The sequence below is a fragment of the Pseudidiomarina fusca genome (assembly GCF_032227045.1).
In the GTDB taxonomy this organism is placed as follows: domain Bacteria; phylum Pseudomonadota; class Gammaproteobacteria; order Enterobacterales; family Alteromonadaceae; genus Pseudidiomarina; species Pseudidiomarina fusca.
In genome coordinates this window covers 205,917-222,656 of sequence record NZ_JANFPJ010000001.1, presented here as the reverse complement: position 1 = coordinate 222,656, position 16,740 = coordinate 205,917, and the positions used below count along the sequence as shown (strand labels likewise).

General features: G+C 48.9%; 14 protein-coding genes and 2 pseudogenes. 4 read left to right on the top strand and 12 right to left on the bottom strand.

Going from position 1 to position 16,740, the window contains the following annotated elements; genetic code table 11:
• Positions 1-45: 45 nt before the first annotated feature.
• Genes NOG12_RS01025 through sdhC form a run of 4 tightly spaced genes read right to left on the bottom strand, consistent with a single transcriptional unit; the run spans position 46 to position 3,271 of the window.
• Entirely contained in the window at positions 46-765 is a 720-nt protein-coding gene (locus NOG12_RS01025; RefSeq protein ID WP_110075339.1) for a succinate dehydrogenase iron-sulfur subunit, read from the bottom strand.
• Positions 766-779: 14 nt separating this feature from the next.
• Positions 780-2,546, bottom strand: a complete 1,767-nt coding sequence (gene sdhA, locus NOG12_RS01020; RefSeq protein ID WP_162014491.1) for a succinate dehydrogenase flavoprotein subunit — start codon at positions 2,544-2,546, stop codon at positions 780-782.
• A complete protein-coding gene (gene sdhD, locus NOG12_RS01015; protein WP_110075341.1) occupies positions 2,547-2,903 on the bottom strand; it encodes a succinate dehydrogenase, hydrophobic membrane anchor protein in 357 nt (118 codons plus the stop codon). It abuts the gene before it with no gap.
• A complete protein-coding gene (sdhC, locus tag NOG12_RS01010; protein ID WP_162014490.1) occupies positions 2,897-3,271 on the bottom strand; it encodes a succinate dehydrogenase, cytochrome b556 subunit in 375 nt (124 codons plus the stop codon). The genes sdhD and sdhC overlap by 7 nt, the downstream gene beginning before the upstream one ends.
• A gap of 563 nt (positions 3,272-3,834) precedes the next feature.
• Between sdhC and NOG12_RS01005 the strand changes: the two genes are divergently transcribed.
• From NOG12_RS01005 to NOG12_RS00995, 3 genes and pseudogenes are all read left to right on the top strand, one after another.
• Complete coding sequence (locus NOG12_RS01005; protein WP_110075343.1) at positions 3,835-5,115, top strand: citrate synthase; 1,281 nt, start codon at positions 3,835-3,837, stop codon at positions 5,113-5,115.
• A gap of 281 nt (positions 5,116-5,396) precedes the next feature.
• Complete coding sequence (locus NOG12_RS01000; protein WP_153826035.1) at positions 5,397-5,978, top strand: efflux RND transporter periplasmic adaptor subunit; 582 nt, start codon at positions 5,397-5,399, stop codon at positions 5,976-5,978.
• Positions 5,969-6,673 (top strand): annotated as a pseudogene (locus tag NOG12_RS00995) (efflux RND transporter permease subunit); the annotation flags it as partial. The gene NOG12_RS01000 and the pseudogene NOG12_RS00995, both read left to right, overlap by 10 nt.
• Here NOG12_RS00995 and kdsB read toward each other — a convergent pair.
• From kdsB to NOG12_RS00970, 5 genes are all read right to left on the bottom strand, one after another.
• Complete coding sequence (kdsB, locus tag NOG12_RS00990; RefSeq protein WP_313932169.1) at positions 6,651-7,403, bottom strand: 3-deoxy-manno-octulosonate cytidylyltransferase; 753 nt, start codon at positions 7,401-7,403, stop codon at positions 6,651-6,653. The pseudogene NOG12_RS00995 and the gene kdsB sit on opposite strands and share 23 nt — an antisense overlap.
• Positions 7,400-7,597 (bottom strand): Trm112 family protein, encoded by a 198-nt coding sequence (locus NOG12_RS00985; RefSeq protein WP_153826033.1) that lies wholly within the window; start codon positions 7,595-7,597, stop codon positions 7,400-7,402. The genes kdsB and NOG12_RS00985 overlap by 4 nt, the downstream gene beginning before the upstream one ends.
• A gap of 25 nt (positions 7,598-7,622) precedes the next feature.
• Positions 7,623-8,651 carry a tetraacyldisaccharide 4'-kinase gene (gene lpxK, locus NOG12_RS00980; protein ID WP_313932168.1) on the bottom strand — a complete coding sequence of 343 codons (1,029 nt, stop codon included), beginning with the start codon at positions 8,649-8,651 and terminating at the stop codon, positions 7,623-7,625.
• The gene (msbA, locus tag NOG12_RS00975) at positions 8,651-10,414 is read right to left on the bottom strand and encodes a lipid A export permease/ATP-binding protein MsbA (RefSeq protein WP_313932167.1); all 1,764 of its coding nucleotides are present in this window, start codon (positions 10,412-10,414) and stop codon (positions 8,651-8,653) included. Before msbA ends, lpxK begins: the two co-directional genes overlap by 1 nt.
• Before the next feature lie 69 nt (positions 10,415-10,483).
• Positions 10,484-12,766, bottom strand: a complete 2,283-nt coding sequence (locus NOG12_RS00970) for a DNA internalization-related competence protein ComEC/Rec2 (RefSeq protein WP_313932166.1) — start codon at positions 12,764-12,766, stop codon at positions 10,484-10,486.
• A 47-nt stretch (positions 12,767-12,813) separates the two neighbouring features.
• On the opposite strand from NOG12_RS00970, the pseudogene NOG12_RS00965 reads away from it, so the two are divergent.
• Positions 12,814-13,311, top strand: a pseudogene (locus NOG12_RS00965) (DUF2062 domain-containing protein); the annotation flags it as partial.
• Positions 13,312-13,453: 142 nt separating this feature from the next.
• On the opposite strand, the gene NOG12_RS00960 reads toward NOG12_RS00965, so the two are convergent.
• The 3 genes from NOG12_RS00960 to NOG12_RS00950 are packed head-to-tail and all read right to left on the bottom strand — an operon-like array spanning position 13,454 to position 16,672.
• Positions 13,454-14,683: a lipoprotein-releasing ABC transporter permease subunit gene (locus tag NOG12_RS00960; protein ID WP_313932165.1), complete on the bottom strand. Its 1,230-nt coding sequence runs from the start codon at positions 14,681-14,683 to the stop codon at positions 13,454-13,456.
• On the bottom strand, positions 14,683-15,438 hold the full coding sequence (lolD, locus tag NOG12_RS00955; protein WP_313932164.1) for a lipoprotein-releasing ABC transporter ATP-binding protein LolD: 756 nt from the start codon (positions 15,436-15,438) through the stop codon (positions 14,683-14,685). The genes NOG12_RS00960 and lolD overlap by 1 nt, the downstream gene beginning before the upstream one ends.
• Complete coding sequence (locus NOG12_RS00950; protein WP_313932163.1) at positions 15,431-16,672, bottom strand: lipoprotein-releasing ABC transporter permease subunit; 1,242 nt, start codon at positions 16,670-16,672, stop codon at positions 15,431-15,433. Before NOG12_RS00950 ends, lolD begins: the two co-directional genes overlap by 8 nt.
• Positions 16,673-16,740: the final 68 nt, after the last annotated feature.

The following is a 16,740-nucleotide window of genomic DNA, read 5'->3' as shown; positions in this document are numbered from 1 at the left end:
TTCGATACAGCTCGGCCACAACTATAGCAAATCTATGCGAAATGGTTAAATCGCACGATTCAATAGCATGGATTTGATGTGTCCAATAGCCTTGGTTGGGTTCAACCCTTTCGGGCATACATTGACACAGTTCATAATGCCATGGCAGCGGAATACGCTGAAGGCATCATCTAAGTCATCAAGACGCTGCTCGGTGGCAGTATCACGACTATCAATCAAGAACCGATAGGCATGTAACAAGCCAGCAGGACCGATAAACTTATCGGGATTCCACCAGAACGACGGACAAGAGGTTGAGCAACATGCACACAAGATGCACTCGTACAGACCGTCTAATTTCGCACGTTCTTCAATCGTTTGCAGACGCTCACGCGCCGGTGGAGTTTTGTCATCATTGATCAGATAGGGCTTAATCTTCTCATATTGAGCGTAGAACTGGCTCATATCTACAATCAAGTCACGAATCACTGGCAAGCCCGGTAATGGACGAATCACGATTTTCTTGTTGCCACCTTTAAGAGCTGACAATGGCGTGATACAAGCCAATCCGTTTTTACCATTCATGTTGAGGCCGTCAGAACCACATACACCTTCACGGCATGAACGACGGAACGCCAACGTTGGATCTTGCTCTTTCAGCAACAATAATAAATCCAACACCATCATGTCGCGATTAGCTTCCACTTCAATGGAGTAATCCTTCATGTACGGGGCGTTATCAACGTCCGGGTTGTAACGATACACTGAAATATTCAACGTCTTCATCGTTTCACCTAACCTTAGTAAGTCCGCGCTTTCGGCGGGAATGCTTCGCGCAGCTTAGGCTGCATGTTAACTTCGCGCTTCACAATAGATTCATCTTGTGGGCGATACACGGTATGTACCAACCAGTTGTCATCATCGCGATCTGGGAAGTCAGCACGGCTATGCGCACCACGGCTTTCCGTACGGAAGTTAGCTGCTACTGCGGTTGAATAGGCAGTTTCCATTAAGTTATCCAACTCTAAGCACTCAATGCGCTGGGTGTTGAATTCTTTACTGGTATCGTCAAGACGTGCATTTTTCAGCCGCTCACGAATCTGTTTCAACTCTTCTAAGCCTTCAGCCATCGCTTTCCCTTCACGGAATACCGAGAAGTTTAACTGCATGCAACGCTGCAAATCTTTCTTAATTTGAACCGGATCTTCGCCATCTTTGTTATTTTCCCAACGACGAACACGTGCCAACGCAGCATCGATATCATCCTGACGAGCTTCTTTCGCATCGCCCAATGATGCCATTGCCTCGGCCAAATGTAAGCCTGTTGCACGACCAAATACCACCAAGTCTAACAACGAGTTACCACCAAGACGGTTAGCACCGTGCACCGATACGCACGCAATCTCACCACAGGCAAATAAGCCGTGAATTGGCGTAGGGTTGCCTTGGTCGTCGATCTGCAATGCTTGACCGTTAACATCGGTAGGAATACCGCCCATCATGTAATGACAGGTTGGGATAACTGGAATCGGCTCTTCGGCTGGATCAACGTGAGCAAAGGTTTTAGCCAAATCGCACACGCCTGGTAAGCGGCTTTCTAAAACATCACGACCTAAGTGGTCTAGTTTCAGTTTCAAGTGTGGCCCTAATGGACCATCGCAACCACGGCCTTCACGAATTTCCGTCATCATTGAACGAGCTACCACGTCACGCGATGCTAAATCTTTAGCATTCGGAGCATAACGCTCCATAAAGCGCTCGCCATCTTTGTTCAACAAGTAACCACCTTCGCCGCGGCAACCTTCAGTTACTAAGGTACCGGCACCGGCAATACCAGTTGGGTGGAACTGCCACATTTCCATATCTTGCACTGGTACGCCAGCGCGTAATGCCATACCTACACCGTCACCGGTATTGATGTGAGCATTGGTGGTTGATGCGTAAATACGACCCGCACCACCCGTTGCTAACACGACAGCTTTCGCTTTAACGTAGAAGATTTCGCCAGTTTCGATGTTCAGGGTGGTCACCCCAACAATGGCACCGTCTTCGTTTTTAACTAAATCTAGTGCATACCACTCAGAAAAAACGGTGGTTTTATTTTTGACGTTTTGCTGATAAAGCAAATGCAATAAGGCGTGACCGGTACGGTCGGCAGCAGCTGCAGTACGCGCTGCCTGCTCGCCACCAAAGGCTTTTGATTGACCACCGAATGGACGCTGATAAACTTTACCATTCTCGAAACGTGAGAAAGGCAAGCCCATGTTTTCTAGTTCCAAAATGGCTTCCGGACCTGTTTTACACATGTATTCGATCGCGTCTTGGTCACCAATATAGTCTGAGCCTTTCACGGTATCAAACATGTGCCATTCCCAGTTATCTTCGTGCGCATTTCCTAACGCTACGGTGATACCACCTTGCGCTGAAACTGTGTGCGAACGAGTTGGGAATACTTTAGACATCAAGGCACAGGTCATGCCCGCTTGAGAAATTTGTAAAGCAGCGCGCATACCTGCGCCGCCAGCGCCGATTACTACGGCATCAAATTCGAGTGTTTGTACGCTCACTTAGACACCCTCCACTGGCCACACTACCAATAAACCGGCTAACCAGTAAACGATAAGTGCAACACATACCACATATTGAAGAAAAGCTCGTAAGCCGGTGTTTTTAACGTAGTCAGTTAAAACTTGGAATATCCCAATCCAGCCGTGAATTAACACCGCGGTTAAGGCCAACATGGTAAAGATCTTCATACCTAGGTTAGCGAATAAGTTAGTCCAAGTTGCATACGTTAACGTGTCGGCTGACACCAGGAAGCTCACCATAAAGATGGTGTATAACGCCATGATGATGGCGGATGCACGAATTAAAATAAAATCGTGGCTGCCTGAACGGCCGAAGGTTGAAGCTGCTTTTACCATAACCACACCCCTACCAGTATTGAAACAAGGATTGCTAAAACGAATACGGCTTGTGCACTGATGCGGCCTGAATCAAGCTCTTCCCAGTGACCAAGGTCCATAACCATGTGACGTACACCTGCTAACAAGTGATACCCCAAGGCGGTTAAAATACCCCAAGCAATAAACTTAGCAACGAAGCCGGTAAGCAGGTCTTGCACGAGCGCAAAGCCTTCAGCTGATTGCAATGATGTAGCTAGCGCCCAGACCAAAAAGCCAACACCGCCTAGCATGATAACACCAGACACGCGATGGAGAATGGAACTGATTGCCGCAGCAGGAAATCTAATAGTACTTAGTTCTAAATTTACAGGTCTTTGTTTTTTCACGATTGTTGTGCCTTACAGAAAAGCATTGATAACATGCTCGGAACTTCAAACATCCTCATAATCGAGCATTGACTAGAGGACCCTGTGAGATCGCCGCCAAAGTATATAAGCCATAACACTTAATTACAATTATCAAACAGCGGCTTTCTGCTTAAAAACGCAAATTAATTCAGATTAGATCAAGACAATAAAATCCAGCACTAAATGACAATCCGACCTTAGTAGTATACCGCTCGCACAGGGATGAGCGTATAACAGCAGTTGGATTTTTTTGTCATCGTTTGGCTGATCCCAGTTGACGCTCTTGCCAACTGCAAGCAAACGAACAAACCCGGTGCATCGATCACCGCTAGCACCGAAAAAGTTAATGGGCGATAATCTAACTGTCACACAGTTGCGTAATCATACTCGGTTGTGTTGCCTAGCAAGACACTCAGTGTTGACCTAAATCAATACAAAGATGTGGTTCAAACAACTGTTTGAATTGACACGGAGGGTTAAGATCTAGTAAATTCTATCGCCCTTTTTAGTGATGAAGCAGACTTAAACAAGGAGATTTCCTTATGGCTGATCGTAAAGCCACCCTGCAGATTGACGGCCAATCCATTGAATTGCCAGTTTTATCTGGTACAGCCGGCTATGATGTAATTGACGTGCGTACTTTAGGCAAGCATGGTTTTTTCACCTTCGACCCGGGCTTCCTAGCAACAGGATCTTGTGAATCAAAGATCACCTACATTGATGGTGAGCAAGGCATTCTTCTGCATCGCGGATATCCTATTGATCAGCTAGCGACTCAAGCGGACTATCTCGAAGTGTGTTACATGTTGCTGCACGGTGAAGCACCAACGCGTGAAGAATATGATGCGTTTAAGCAAACCATCACCAAGCACACCATGGTTCACCAAGGTTTGCATAATTTCTTTAACGGCTTCCGTCGTGATGCGCACCCTATGGCTATGCTATGTGCCGTTACCGGAGCTTTATCTTCGTTTTATCATGCTGATCTCGATATTCACGACGAGCAAGCGCGCTTACGTAGTGGCTATCGCTTGGTCGCTAAAATGCCGACGATTGCTGCGATGGCCTATAAATTTAGCATCGGCCAACCGTTCGTGTACCCTCGTAACGACCTGAGCTATGCTGAAAACTTCTTGAATATGATGTTCTCAGTACCGGCTGAAGATTACAAAATCAGCCCGACCATCGCCAAAGCTATGGATCGCATTTTCACTTTGCATGCGGATCATGAGCAAAACGCTTCAACCTCAACCGTACGTTTAGCCGGCTCTTCAGGCGCTAACCCGTACGCTTGTATTGCCGCGGGTGTCGCATCTTTGTGGGGACCAGCTCATGGTGGTGCCAACGAAGCTTGCTTGCGTATGTTGAGTGAGATTGGTTCTGTTGAAAACATTCCTAAGTACGTTGAAAAGGCCAAAGATAAGAACGATCCGTTCCGTCTGATGGGCTTTGGTCACCGCGTTTACAAGAACTTTGACCCACGTGCTACCGTCATGCGTGAAAGTGCCCACGAAGTACTCAAAGAGTTAAACATCCAAGATCCATTGTTAGATGTCGCTATGGAACTTGAGCGTATTGCTCTTGAAGACCCGTACTTTGTTGAGAAGAAACTGTACCCGAACGTAGACTTTTACTCAGGTATCATCCTGAAAGCTATTGGTATTCCTACTAATATGTTTACGGTTATTTTTGCCTTATCGCGAACTGTCGGTTGGATTTCACACTGGCACGAAATGATGGGTGAAGCGAATCAGAAGATTGGACGTCCACGTCAATTATACACAGGTTCAGCACAACGCGATTTTAAACCACTGAAACGCTAACATCGCAGTGGAACTCGCCATTTTTTAGTGAAAAGCACTCTTCGGAGTGCTTTTTTTTGTTTTCTCCTCAATAAACCTTTTCTGTTTCGTCTCCATCTAAAACATCAAGGCACCTGTATAAAACCGTTAAAACAAAGGGTTAAGCCACTTTTTTAGACACTAGCGAAAAAATTGGCACGTTCTATGCATCTGTCTTCGTACCTGGTCGTTACACCAACACCTACTGACCGAAAACCAATATCTAATAATAACGAGTGATTAACGCATTCAATCGGGACAAGATGATGAACACCTACAGAAATACTAATCGATTTGCCGCAGTAGCCTTGCTCTCAATGCTAGCACTACCTATCAGTGCCTGTAGCGATGCCGGCGCTAATAACGAAAGCGCTGTAGACATACAACAAACTCAGGTGGCACGTATTCCAGTTGCCACTCAGACGGTTATGGCGGGTGAAATAACCTCAAGTTTTAAATCGACAGCAACTCTTGAAGCGCGCGATGAAGCTGATGTCACCAGTAAAGCCACGGGCATTATTGAAACGATTTTGGTTGAGGAAGGTGATTATGTTGAAGCTGGACAATTACTCGCTCACATGCGTGACGATGAATATCGAATTCAGGTAGCCCAAGCTCGCGCCGAGCTAAACTCCATCAAACAAGAATTAAAACGCGTAAAGGATATGGCTGAGCGCGACATGATCAGCGCCGATGCGTATGACAAACTGCGCTTTCAAGCCGAGATATTACAAGCGAAATACGACATGGCAGCATTAAATCTCGCAGAAACCGAGATTCGAGCACCTATCAGTGGCTACATTGCTTTTCGTTACGTTAAACCCGGCAACCTAGTACGTCATTAACGATTGATGCTAACCTAACCGACCTTACCACCAACGAAGCACGTGATGAAATCACCGCGGCTCTGAGTCAGTTGCAGTTACCGCAGGGGTATTTGTGGAGTTTAGATGGTAGCTTTGAACGGCAACGTGAAAACGAAAGCGTTATGCTGGTGAATACCCTACTTGCCGTGGCTCTGATCTACATTGTTATGGCTGCGTTGTTCGAGTCAATCCTGCTCCCGACAGCGGTCATAACCTCGCTCTTATTCTCTATTGTTGGGGTGTTTTGGGCGCTACTCATCACCGGACAGTCGATTTCCGTGATGGCCATGATCGGGATTTTGATCCTGATGGGAATTGTGGTGAATAATGGCATTGTCTTAGTCGACCGCATCAACCAATTACTGGCTAGCGGAGCAAGCCTGCAAGAAGCCATCATTGAGGGAAGTGTCAGCCGCTTGCGGCCCATATTAATGACGGTTTCAACCACGGTATTAGGTTTGTTGCCGTTAGCCTTCGGCACCACTCAAATTGGTGGCGATGGTCCTCCTTATGCACCTATGGCGATTGCCATAATAGGTGGTTTGGTCTTCTCGACTCTCACCAGTTTGTTCTTGGTACCTTACGCCTATGCCCGTTTGATAGGTATGCGAGCGCGCTGGCAACGTTTGTGCCAGCACGCGCAGATAAAAGTTAGTCAGTTACTTCCTGATTAGCTCGTGCTAGGTCGGCTGGTGTATCAATACCAGCCGGCGGCGACGCAATGGCTTCCGCAACATGAATGCGTTCACCGTACCAAAGCACTCGTAATTGCTCTAACGACTCGATTTGCTCAAGCGGGCTTGGCTCCCACTCAACATAACGCCAAACAAAACCTGCCCGGTAGGCATAAATGCCAATATGGCGACGATAGTCGGCAAGCTCACCTAAGCGTGCGCGGCATAAACCATCGCGCTCGTAAGGAATTGGCGCCCGACTAAAGTACAAGGCATAGCCGTTCACATCAGTGACCACCTTTACTGCATGAGAGCTGGTGACTTCTTCTAAATTATAAATAGGCACGGCTAACGTCGCCATCTGTGCTTGCTTTTGATTGGCTAGATTGTCTGCTACTTGGCGGATTATCTCAGGCGGTATAAAAGGCTCATCACCTTGCACATTAACCACCACATGATCATCCGCAATCGCTAAATATTCGATCACTTCAGCAATGCGCTCAGTGCCCGAATTGTGGGCACTTGAGGTTAACATAGCGCGCCCACCAAATGCCTCAACCGCATCCACGATACGCTGATCATCGGTGGCAACAATCACTTCCGCAGCACCGGCTGCTGCAGCGCGCTCATACACCCGCTGAATCATCGATTTATTACCAATCATCGCCAACGGCTTACCCGGTAACCTAGTGGAGGCATACCGCGCCGGAATAATCACTGTAAAGCTCATGAGGGAAGTTGCTCCAAATCAGTCGCTGTTAATTCACGTGCTGCGGTCGTCAACAGCATGGGAATATCGTTACGAATAGGAAATGCTAATTTATCACCACGGCAAATCAATTCTCGGCTTGGCGCATGCCAAACCAAGCGCCCCTTACATAAGGGGCAAGCCAAGATTGCTAATGTTTTATTATCTACAGCCATTCTCTACTCCTCAAAAACCTGCAAACTATCCATTCGCTTCCGTTGATAGGGCGACTTGCTGTTGGGCTGCTACAGGCGCTAGCAGCTGTTGCAATTGCAGCCAAAAATCTTGTTCAAAGTGCGCTTGCACCGGCAAATAATACCAGTTCTCAGGGGCGAAAGAGCGGCATTTAGCGGCATCTTTTTCCGTCATTAAAACCGTATGGTCAGCTGGCATGGACGCAAAGTCGCTGGCTTGATAAGCATAATGGTCGGCAAAAGGATAGCAAGCTGCCGGCTCGATACGAAGCTGCCTTAAGGTGGTAAAAAAGCGTTGCGGATGACCAATACCAGCCACAGCCACATAAGGCGGCGGAGGTAATGGCATCGGCTGCTGACTTGCTACTTGATGCCACCTGCCAGCTTGCAAGCTAAACTGCCAGCCCCAACTGCGTTCACCCGTGCCATTCTGCACCACTAAATCTACCTGTTGTAAGCGGTGCTGCGGCTCCCGTAACGGCCCCATGGGTAAGCGCCAACCATTGCCAAGGCCGCGCTCAGCATCAATCACAGCCAGCTCAAGATCACGAGCTAAGGCGTAATGCTGCAAGCCATCATCGCTGACAATAAGATTAATCTGGGGATGCTGTTGAAGTAACAGCTTGATACTCTGCTCACGGTTGCTGCCAACGGCTACCGGTACCTGGCAGCGCTGCGCTAATAACCAAGGCTCATCACCACTATGACGCGCGTTAATGGCGGGGTCGATAGTGCTATCGAGCAATAAGGGAAACGGCCCCTGCCCGCCGTACCCGCGTGAAATGATAGCGGGCTGCCAGCCTTGGGCTTTTAGCCAGGCAATTAGCGCTTGGGTGACGGGCGTTTTACCCGTGCCACCGACACTAATATTACCTACCACAATGACTGGAACTGGCGCTCGATAAGCGCGCTTTAAGCCAATTTTATAACTCCACCGGCGCAGGTTACTCAGAAGCACAAATAAGGCCTGTAACGGCAGCAGCAAAACGAGCCACCAAGTTAAGCGGGGCCGGTACCAGGCCCGCTGCAACGCCATTACAACTCGCCTCCATTAAACTGCAGGCTGTGCAATTGATAATAAGCGCCTTGACGTTCAATAAGCTCGGCATGGCTGCCACGCTCTAGAACTTTGCCGTCTTCCATCACTAAAATCTCATCGGCATTTTCGATGGTTGATAGCCGATGTGCAATCACGATCGAGGTACGATTCTGCTGTAACCGGCTCAGTGCTTTTTGGATGTGTCGTTCTGATTCAGTATCCAACGCCGATGTCGCCTCATCTAAAATTAAAATCGGAGCATCACGCAACAAAGCGCGGGCTATAGCGATCCGTTGACGCTGACCACCAGATAACATCACCCCATTCTCACCAACCATGGTATCTAACCCAAGTGGCAAGTTATCCGTAAATTCGGTGATAAAGGCTTGTTCTGCTACTTCGCGGATACGTTCTGGGGTTACTTCACTACGCGCACCATAGGCAATGTTATTGGCGATGGTATCGTTAAACAAAGTCACATGCTGAGATACCAACGCAAACTGACGCCGCAAACATTTGAGTTTGTAGTCGTAAATATCCACGCCATCAAGCAAGATCCTACCCCCTTGCGGGGTATAGAAACGTGTCAGCAAGTTCGAGATGGTCGATTTACCACTGCCCGAACGCCCTACCAGGGCCAAGGTTTTACCCGCCGTTACTTCAAAGCTAACGTGATCCAAAGCCGGCGCATCACTATCGCCATAAGCAAACTGTACATCGTCAAAACGAATATTGCCTTGCGCTCGCTCTATCACCAACTTGCCGGTATCTTGCTCTGGACGCTCATCTAATACTTCAAAGATACTCTGCGCCGCAGCAATGCCTCGTTGAAAATCACTATTGACAGTGGTTAATTGTTTGAGCGGACGCAGTAGCATGATCATCGACGTTAACAAAGTAGTAAAGGCACCTGCCGAGAGCTCTGTGAGCATCTCTGGAAAGCTGGCCAACACCAACACCATCGACAAACTAAAAGAGGCGATCAGCTGAATCACCGAGGTGCTTAGAGATTGCGAGGTGACCAGCTTCATATTTTGATTACGAGTGACATTATTAATATCACTGAAGCGTTTAGATTCGCGTTTTTGGCCTTCGTACATCACCACCACTTTATGCCCATTTAGCATCTGTTCTGCCGTGGTGGTGACATTGCCCATCGCCGTTTGAATACGGCGCGATACTTGCCGAAAACGTTTAGAAACCACGGACACCACTTTAGCAATAAGCGGTCCCACCACCAAAAATACTAAACTAAGCTGCCAGCTATGATAGAACATCAAGCTCAACAAGCCGATCACAAAGGCACCTTCACGGATCAAGACAAGCACCGCACGGCTACTAGCCTCAGCGACTTGTTGTGAGGTGTAAGTAATTTTTGACAGCAGTTCGCCGGTTGAGTGGTTGTCGTGAAAGCTAACGGGTAACTTCACCATGTGGTCAAACAGCTGTTGCCGCATGGTTGTCACAACCCGAAAACCTACCCAATTCAAGAAGTAGGTCGAAATAAAGTTAAATAAGCCACGACCTATAAAAACCAAAGGTACAAAAATTGCACCGTAAAGCAAAATTTTAGGGTTATGTTCGGTTAAACCATCATCAATCAGGGTTTCTATCTGGGAGAAGAAAAAAGTATCAACTGCCGCGTAACCTAACATGCCAAAAATTGACAGTGAAAAGGCTGCACGATAAGGTTTTATGTACGCTAACAAGCGCTTAAAAGTGCGCTGTTTAACAGCGTCTGGGATAGTTTCTGTGCTCATGTAATATGCAGTTTAGCCATCATTTAGCCATAGATTAGCGCCATTCTAACCGTTTTACCTAGTAACTGGCTAGTTGTCTGCGTCAAACCATGGCCTGACAGCTGCGGCATAGGGCTGTTGTACATACCACTGCTGACTATCTGCATAGATGCTTATCTGCCCACCCATGGCCGTATCTAGCAACGGGATCTGTAACTGCTGTAACCGCTCTTTTACCGCTGGGCTAACCATCCCATAGGCGTTATTTCGGCCTCTACTGGCGATACTGATACTTGGTTTAACCGCCTGCAAAAAGTAGCTCTCACTGGAGCTATTGCTGCCATGATGGGCCAACACCAGTACCTCGGCTTCTACCGGTGCTAGCTGGGCTAGCAATTGGCGTTCGGCACGGGTGGAGATATCCCCAGGGAGTAACATCTGTAATGCGCCGTAGGATATTTTCAACACGCAGGACTGATCGTTGTGTTGATTATCCGACAGTTGGCGCGGGTGCAGTACTTGCCAATGCACACCGCGCCAATCGCCCTGTTGGCCAGCCACACAAGCACTGCCTTCATTGCTGCCGAACCAACGCACCTGCGGATAACGAGCTTTGACCGTAGCGCTGCCGCCGCGATGATCACTGTCCGTGTGACTGATAAAAGCCAGTTCGGGGGTTAATCTACGCTGCTGTAAAAAAGGCAGTAGCACCCGCTCTGCCATATCACCACCACTAGGCCAGCGCGCGCCCACGTCCACCAAGAGCGCAAAACCTTGGCGTTCGATAACCACAGCGCTGCCTTGCTCTACATCCAATACATGCACCCACAAATGCTGTTGGTTCTGCACCAACTGCTGTTGGATAGCTAACACCAATAGCAGTGCGGCTAGACTGGTTAAACGCCAATACCAAGCTAACGGTAAAAACCAACAGACTAACCCCACTAACAAGAGTTCCAGGGGTGCGGAATGTTCGGCTGCTAACCATTGCCATGGTTGCTGTGCTAGCCACAGGAGTACAGGTTCAACCAGCTCTATCGGCCACTGCGCAATTCGCAACAGCAACTCGCTCAGCCAACTAAGTTGTAGCAACATCGCCAACAGAGCCAGTAAAGCTAACGGTAACACCCACAAGGAGAACACAGGCACCAAAAGTAAGTTTGTTACTGGAGCTAATAGCGGCAAACCACCAAACCAGACCAAAGTAAGCGGCCAGAGTAACAAGGTTAACACCCACTCTAACCGCCAGAGCATTCTGATTGCCCGACCTTTACCTTGAGCCGGCAGCCAGCGCCACTGCATGAACAAAATACTCGCAACGGCCAGCACCGATAACCAAAAGCCAGGCTGCAACGGTGCTAATGGCTCCACCAAACATACCAGCGCCACAGCGCGCAGCAGCACTCGCGAGGGCGGCGTGTAAAGGCCAGCTTGTTTGTGCAATAACACCACCAGCAACATCGCAAAGGCGCGCGTAGTAGCGGTAGCAAACCCCGCCAAATAGGCATAGCCTAACGCCACTAACAAGGCCAACCAAGCACTCGGTAGCACCAAGCTCAAGCGTTCACGCCTACTGCGCTGCTGCCCCAGCCGCCGCCCCAGTTGCTTGGCACTAAGCAGCACAAAACCGGCAACTAAACTTAGATGTAATCCTGAGATAGCAATCAAGTGCGCTAACCCGGTGCGCTGATAAGCCTGCCACTGCTCGGTAGGAATAAGTTGCCGCTCGCCTACCAACAATGCAGCTAAAATGCCCCCTTGGCTTAACTCTAACTGTGCGATTCGATTAAAGAGGCGTTGTCGTAAATTTGCTCTACCAGCTACATAGTGGCCTTGCTTGATGCTGCCAAGCGCCACAATACCTTGGCTCAGTAAATAACGATGGTAAAGAAAACCACCTTCATTGCGAACTCCTTGCGGGGCCCTCAGCTTGACTTGCAATTGCCAAGTTTCTCCAGCTTGAGGCAGACGCTCTGCAGTAGGTTCATACCAATTCAAACGCACTTTTACACTCGGTTGTAGCCATGCTGATGGTACTGCTTCACCATCAATCGCGGTCAGCGTTCCAGCCAAACGCCAATAATCCTCAGCATGTTGTGGGAGCTCTTCAATCACTAAGTTTATGGTTACATGTTGCCCCTGCCACTTTGGGGGTATTTGCCAGTTTTGACTGAAATAGGCATTGCCAGAGCCCCACCCAATACCGCACAATAGGCACCCTAACAAGATGCTATGCCGGCGCTGTGCAGGCCAATAGAATGTAGCCACTACGACTAAAGTTGAGGCTAATAGCCATTGCCAGAATGCTATCGGTTTGCCTAGAGTAAAGCTTAACGCAAACCCAAACAGCCCGGCGCACAACCACCTATCCATGGATGTTGTACCTTAGTTGGTGACCCAACAGGTCTGAACGAGAAAAAATGCCGAAGAAATTTATTCAACGCATCATGCCAAGCCATGAGTCTATTCGTAATAGTCGTAGCTTGAAGATATTTGGAAGTCTGCTGCATGATGCCAACCTCTGGCACTTAAACCGACGCTCCGCCGCCGGGGCTTTTGCAGTGGGCTTATTCTTTGCCTTTATCCCGGTGCCGTTTCAAATGCTGCTAGCTGCTGCTGCGGCCATTCCATTGCGAGTTAATTTACCACTTTCAGTAGCTTTGGTGTGGGTGTCGAATCCAATCACCATGCCGGTGCTGTTTTACTTTTGCTACTTGCTTGGGGCTTGGGTTTTGGATCAAGGCAATCAGCCGTTTGCGTTTGAATTATCCTGGGGTTGGCTGGCGCAAAGCATAGGAACAATTGGTCCGGCCTTTTTGTTGGGCTGCTTTATTGTGGCTGTGTTGGTCAGTATTATCGGTTATATCAGTATCAGTTTGCTCTGGCGACAGTCTGTGGTAAATGCTTGGCGCGCCAGAGCTGCACGCATGTTAGCGGCAGCCAAAGAGCGGGCAATTGAGCATTTACCGCACGCACAGCGTCCCCATGAGCGCACGCACAAACAAGACAAACGGAATCATTCCAACGATCCTGATTAACTTGTTTGCCTTAGCGCGAAGACTAAGTTGCGCTAATAGCTTTAACGATGTCTGTGCGCGATGCTTGCCAAGCCGGATAAAGCGTTGCTAAACCACTCATCAGCAAAGCAACCAAGGCCACGAGGACAATATCTAACCCTTGCAGTTGCACGGGAATACTAGTGACAAAATAAACGTCACTTGCCAGCAAGGTATCCCCCGTTAGCTGCTGAAACCACTGCAGCACGTAGGGCAACGAACTCGTCAGAACAATTCCTGCCAGCACGCCCAGACTAATCCCCAACACCCCATTTTGTAGGCCTTGCCAAATGAATACCTGCATGATGCGTACGCGGCGCAATCCCATGGTCCTTAAAATACCTATGTGGCGCTGTTTTTCTTGCACCGTCATCACCAGAGTTGAGACGATATTAAAGCAGGCCACCGCTAACACTAACACCAACACCAAATACATCACCAAGCGCACCAATTGAATATCGCGATACAAATGCCCTTGCGAGCGCATCCAGTGGTCAAGATACACATAATCATCAATCTGATAGCCTAACTGCGTGGCGATTTGCTGCACCGCAAAAATATCCGTCACCGCTAATTCAACCGCTTGCGCACCCTCACTGAAGCCCATCAGGGCTTGCGCAGTGGTTAAATCAACATAGGCGTATTGGTGATCCACTTGGCCACCGAAGGTAAAAGTACCCACCACGGTTAAAGCTTGGCGTTTAGGCTGTTTGAAACTGCCCTGCTGAGCCACCATCAAGGCTAATTTATCGCCCGTTTGGACGCCTAAGCGAGCTGCTAGTTGACTACCTAATACGACGCCACGAGGTTGTTGTTGTAATTGTTGCCAAGTTGCAGCTGGCATGTAATCCGCAATGGCATGGGGCTGTTCCGTAGCGATACCTTCTAGTTGCACGCCGACAAATTCGGTGCCTTGCTGGATCAATGCTTGGCTACGAATAACGGCTCGCGCACTTGCTACCTGAGGGTGAGCTAGCGCCAACTCAATAATCCCTTGAGGGTCTTTAAGCTGTCCCTTAACCGCACTAAATTCAACTTGCGGTACCAAGCTCAAAAAACGCTTCTGTAACACCTCTTCAAAGCCGTTCATCACGCTTAGACCAGTGATAAACACCATACAGCCAAGGGCTATCCCTAACGTCGAAGACGCCGAGATAAAACTAACGAAGCCACTGCGCTCACGCTTACCACGAAAACGTCGCGCCAATAACCAAGCTAACTGCCAAGCTCGCATCAGTTTGTCTCTCGCTGCGCTGCAGCATAAGCGCTAGCCGTGACCAATTTACCATGCTGCAAATGGAGAGTGCGCGGCAGTTGTGCCGCCAAACTTTGATCATGTGTAACCAACACAAAAGCCGTTGCTAGCTCTTGATTAAGCTGTTGCAGCAAAGCAAAAACACTCGCTGCAGTAGCATCATCCAAATTACCTGTGGGCTCATCGGCGAGGACTAATTGGGGTCGATTCACCAACGCCCGTGCGATGGCCACCCGCTGGCGTTCACCGCCCGATAGCTCGCTAGGACGATGGCGTGCACGGGCCTGCAGCCCTACTCGTTCGAGCAATTCTGCAGCCTGTTTGAGTGCCTCTGCGCGTTTCACCCCAGCAATAAACAGTGGCATCGCCACATTTTCTTGGGCATTAAACTCTGGCAACAAATGATGAAATTGGTAAATAAAGCCCAATTGCTGATTGCGCCAATCGGCTAGTTGCGCGCTCGACCACTGCTGAATGGCTTGGTTTTTATAGAGGATCTCGCCCGAACTCACTTGATCGAGGCCGCCCATACAATGCAATAAGGTAGATTTACCAGACCCTGAGCTACCCACAATGGCCAGCATATCACCGGCAGCTATCTTTAAGTCTACCTCTTGCAACACCTGTAATTGCCGGTCTCCATCTTGATAATGGCGACTTACTTGACGGCATTCCATTAACATCTGTACTTCCTCTCTAAGCGCCGCAGCTGCGGTATCTGCTTGGTTATTCATAGGTTAACGCCCGTGCTGGTTGAGTTTGGCTAGCGCGCCAAGCTGGATATAACGTTGCTAACAAGGTCAATAACAACGCAGCCAGCACTATCGTGACAATTTGCTCCGGTTGCATTAGCACAGGTAAGCCGGCTTGCCCGGTAAAACTCAAATCTACCTGTAATAAACTCAACACTTGGTTTAAATTACCAGCCAGCAATACCCCCGCTGTAAGCCCCAGCAGGCTGCCAATCACGCCATTGGTAAGGCCCTGCATGAGGAACATCTGATAGATACCACTTTTGCGCATGCCCATGGTTTGCAGAATAGCGATATCGGTCTGCTTATCTTGAATGAGCATCATCAGCGCTGACACTATGTTAAACGCAGCGACGGCGATAATCAGCCCAAGCATCAAGCCGACCATGCGTTTTTCCATGTTTACGGCATCAAACAGTTCACCGTATTGAGAGCGCCAGCTTCGCACATTAAAGTCAGGCCCCAACTGCTGCTGCAAGTATTCGGCAGCGCTAATCGCCTGAAACGGATCGGTGAAATAATAACGCACATCAGATACCTGTGAATCAGGTAAACGCAGTAGCCGTGCGGCATCGCTACCGTGCATCACCAGTAGCTGACCATCGGCTTCTGATTGCATGGCTACAATGCCAACAATGGTAAATTGCCGTTGCGCTGGCATTAAGCCTAGGGGTGTGTAAACCCCGCCGGCGGCTGCAATCACGCGGATACTATCACCGGGCCAGACATCCAATTGTTGCGCTAAGGCTTGACCAATCAGAACGCCATAACCGCCTGCTTGCAGGCGTTCTATCTCGCCAAACTGTAGGTGCTGTTGCAGCGGTTGCCATTGCACGGCGGCGCCAGCCACCTCAGGAAATAACCCTTGAATAAGTACCGGACGCAGCTGACCGCCACTTTGCACCACCCCGGCACTACTTACCTGGGGCACTTTCGCGCGCTCGCCCGGTAATGCTGGCAATTGCTGAATAAAAGTGTCGGTTGCGCTGATGCCGGCAGTATTAGCACTGCTCACTGTGAGTTGCGGCACCACACCTAAAATACGTTGTTTCAGTTGCTGTTCAAAACCATTCATGACCGAGCTCACCACGATGAGTGCCGCGACGCCCACGACAATTCCGGCAAACGCAAACCGATTAATAAAACGAGTGAACTTACTGCCGTGCTTGGCACGACTATATCGAAGCCCAAGGTATATTGCTGCTGACTGGCCCATGCATGTTCCTAAAAATTAACGCGCTGCAAGCATAAAGAAAACTCGCCACTGATCCAAGCGGCAAGTTC